Source organism: Flavobacterium sp. (genome assembly GCF_049318185.1).
Lineage (GTDB): Bacteria > Bacteroidota > Bacteroidia > Flavobacteriales > Flavobacteriaceae > Flavobacterium.
Map to the genome: position 1 here is coordinate 1 of NZ_JBMOGV010000177.1, position 3068 is coordinate 3068.

The window sequence follows — 3068 nt, forward strand, 5'->3', positions numbered from 1 at the left end:
TGCTATTATTTGGATAGAAGAAAACAGTTGGAATGGGCAGTGAAATTAAATATAGGATTATTTCAAAAGTAACAATGATAAAAACTCCTTTAGAAATGAATAAATTAAAAAAGTTATTATTAGTGGTAATAAAGAACAGAAAGAGAGCTGACAATCCTAAATATTTTGATAAACTGAACGCTGCTACTGCACTAAAGAAAAACCCAGTAATTATCAATAGGATTAGAATAATTGAGGGTAATAAAACTCTTTTTTCTTGTTTTTCATTATTTGAATAGCCTGAAATAGCTAATAAGAAAAAGCATAGAAAAGAAAGCAGAAGCAAAATAGCTTCGATAAATAAATGTGAGGTACAAAAAAATTGAACTACTGGTAATGCGAGACTAAATGCCCCAATTATTTTTGAAGGATTTATTATCATTTTTTTGAAAAAACCAACGGCTTTTGCCGTTGGTTTCTGGATTGAAATTATTGCTTTTGTAAAGTAAGAGATCTAGGGTATGAAAAGGTATAATCGTAATTGCCAATTTTTATACCCTCTCTATTATCGAGTGTCCAAGATAATTGGTTAAGTGAAGAGTTAATAACTAGTGTAAGTTGTCCTGATTTATTTTTTGCAGTATTTTTTATTGAACAACCGATTTCATTTGGATTGCCAAACCCTTCACGATTCCCGCATATAATTGTAGAATGTTTATCAGAAAAGTTAGTGTTTACATAGCTGATAGAGCTCTCTACAATAGTATTTCCTTGTTCAAATTTGTGAAACCCAATAATGACATCAGCTCTAGAGTTTTCAACAAATGCTAAAAGAATATTTTCCTTTTTCAAAACTAGTGTCAAAGTTTCTGTTCCATTACTCCACACCCAAGTACCAATGAATTTATCTAAACTAGAGTTTGTGATATTTCCATTAGGCTGCGGGGACGGGGGCATTTGAGCTATTGCACTGGATGAAATTAAAAATGCAATTCCAATTATTATTATTTTTTTCATTTTCTTTAATTTTTAAATTAGCAAAGATTAATTACAGGGATTATCTACAACAACACCATTATCGTTTACGCTTCTTCGACTCCAATTCGAGAAGGTTGCATCTCCCTTTAATAATTTTAACCCTGAATGAGTTGTTTCGAGAAACTGTAAAAAAGCTTTTTCGTTATTTTCTGTACTATTGGTTGGTTTTATATTAAAATAATTCGCATATACACCTGTGAACAAATCAAGCGTTGACTCCTTCACAAGTTTATTTGCATATGCGCTAAATTCATCTAAATTTTCAATCATCAATAAATATCGGGTGCCACTTGCCGTTACTACTCCCATAGTAAAGGTTCCAGGATTTACCATTTTTTCTGCTAAATATAATTCTGACATAGCGAATATATCGTCAGGCGAAAACACAGATAATAATCCTTCATAATGGGTATGAATAAACCCATCGAATTTTTCAGCAGGCATTGTGAACTCAATTCCTTTCTCGCCATCTTTTCCTACCATTAGAGTTTCGTCAACTCCGGTCTCGCCATTAAGCTTATATGAATATCCAGCCTCGCGGTTTACCAGTGTATCATCTGCTACGCTTTTTAGTAAATCACATATCTCTTTGAATTCAGTATTCGTGGCTAACTTCTTTGCAGTTTTACATGGATTTGGCGGAGGCTCTTCGCCAACTTCGTTACCACCGCCGCCATCATCACACCCCATTCCAAAAAGTTGACATTCACATTCTTCGCTGCTACCATAATCACACTCACTAGGGCTACATTGTTCTTCAACCCAACTGTTTCCAGTTGGTTCCCACGGCGTACATTCACCTGTTGGAATCCATACATCGCCCCTATGAACTTCTGTGCAAGTTCTTTCGTACTCCACAATTTCTACCATCGCACAGCCTCCACTATTATTCGTCGTGGCAGAAGATAAGGACTTAATATTGAAATTAGCGTTATTGATTTTTTTTCCAGTTTTGGTGATTTTGCCGTTTTCAAATTTACGAGTTGATAATATAGTACCATCCCACTTTTTAGTGATTACCCTGCCGGAAAAATTATTTTCTTTACTTCCAAGTCTGATATCACTAATATCATATCCTTTTACTTTAAGGAAGTCAATGTCAGGTATGTAATCTAGCTCTCTAACAACAATTTCACTATTAGATGCTCTAATAAATACTATTCGAGATAATGAGCCATCGGTAATTTTTCTAATTTCACTACTTGAAAGTTTGGTGGCAGATGGTATTGAATAAGTTTTTCTTTCTTTCATCAATGGGAATTCTACGATTTCCATATTACCTACTCGTCTGTACGTGCCATTTTTCCAATCGGGAAGTTTTTCCCCTTTTTCATTGCTTTGTTGCCACTCAGGAGATTTTTTAAAAGTTCCGTAATACCATTCTTTTGCTTCACTTTGAGAAAATATGTCAATAGCACTTTCGGTAAAATTTTTTCTGCATGCAATAAACGTAAGAGTTATAGACATAATCCCAAAAATCCAGAGGGCAAGGGGTTTGTAGTTTTTGTTCTTTGTCATATTGAAAATTTAAAATTACATAATTATGTTGAGATGTCAAGTATGTCATGGTCATGGTGAGGATTGTCCCACAGATGAACATATGATTTTATGTTTCAGAATGATCATCTGGCAGAATTCAATTTTAAACTTGATATTATACTCTTTTCTTTTTTCCGCATCTATTAGTATGATGTTGGCTTCATTTATTTCAATAAACTTTTCATTAAATATTGTATTCTTAGGATTCTTATCAAGATGGTAATTTATAGCATTCTGTCTATATGCCTATTCTATTTGATTTTCATCAGCGTCAAAAGAAATTCCCAAAATTTTATGATCATTTTTGATCATAGGTTAGGTTTAATGAAATATTAGATTAAAGTTGTCTTTTTTACTTATTAAACTGGAAATTCCATACTTTTTATTTGTTTAGAAAATGAATATAAAATGACAAATACTTGTATTCTATGCCAACAAGCTATAACTTGTTTTTTTCAATCACCTGCTCATTTTGAATATCAACAAGAAATGCCAATGAAACATTCATTGCC

General features: G+C 32.9%; 3 protein-coding genes and 1 pseudogene. All 4 read right to left on the reverse strand.

The genetic code is table 11. From position 1 onward, the window contains the following. On the reverse strand, positions 1–421 hold a 421-nt coding region (locus ACOYLT_RS11095), incomplete at its 3' end, for a hypothetical protein (RefSeq protein WP_422853911.1). 47 nt (positions 422–468) lie between these two features. Then, the gene (locus ACOYLT_RS11100; RefSeq protein ID WP_422853912.1) at positions 469–996 is read right to left on the reverse strand and encodes a DUF6705 family protein; all 528 of its coding nucleotides are present in this window, start codon (positions 994–996) and stop codon (positions 469–471) included. 27 nt (positions 997–1023) lie between these two features. Then, positions 1024–2484: a hypothetical protein gene (locus ACOYLT_RS11105; protein WP_422853913.1), complete on the reverse strand. Its 1461-nt coding sequence runs from the start codon at positions 2482–2484 to the stop codon at positions 1024–1026. A 102-nt stretch (positions 2485–2586) separates the two neighbouring features. Beyond that, positions 2587–2790 (reverse strand): annotated as a pseudogene (locus ACOYLT_RS11110) (DnaJ domain-containing protein); the annotation flags it as partial. Positions 2791–3068: the final 278 nt, after the last annotated feature.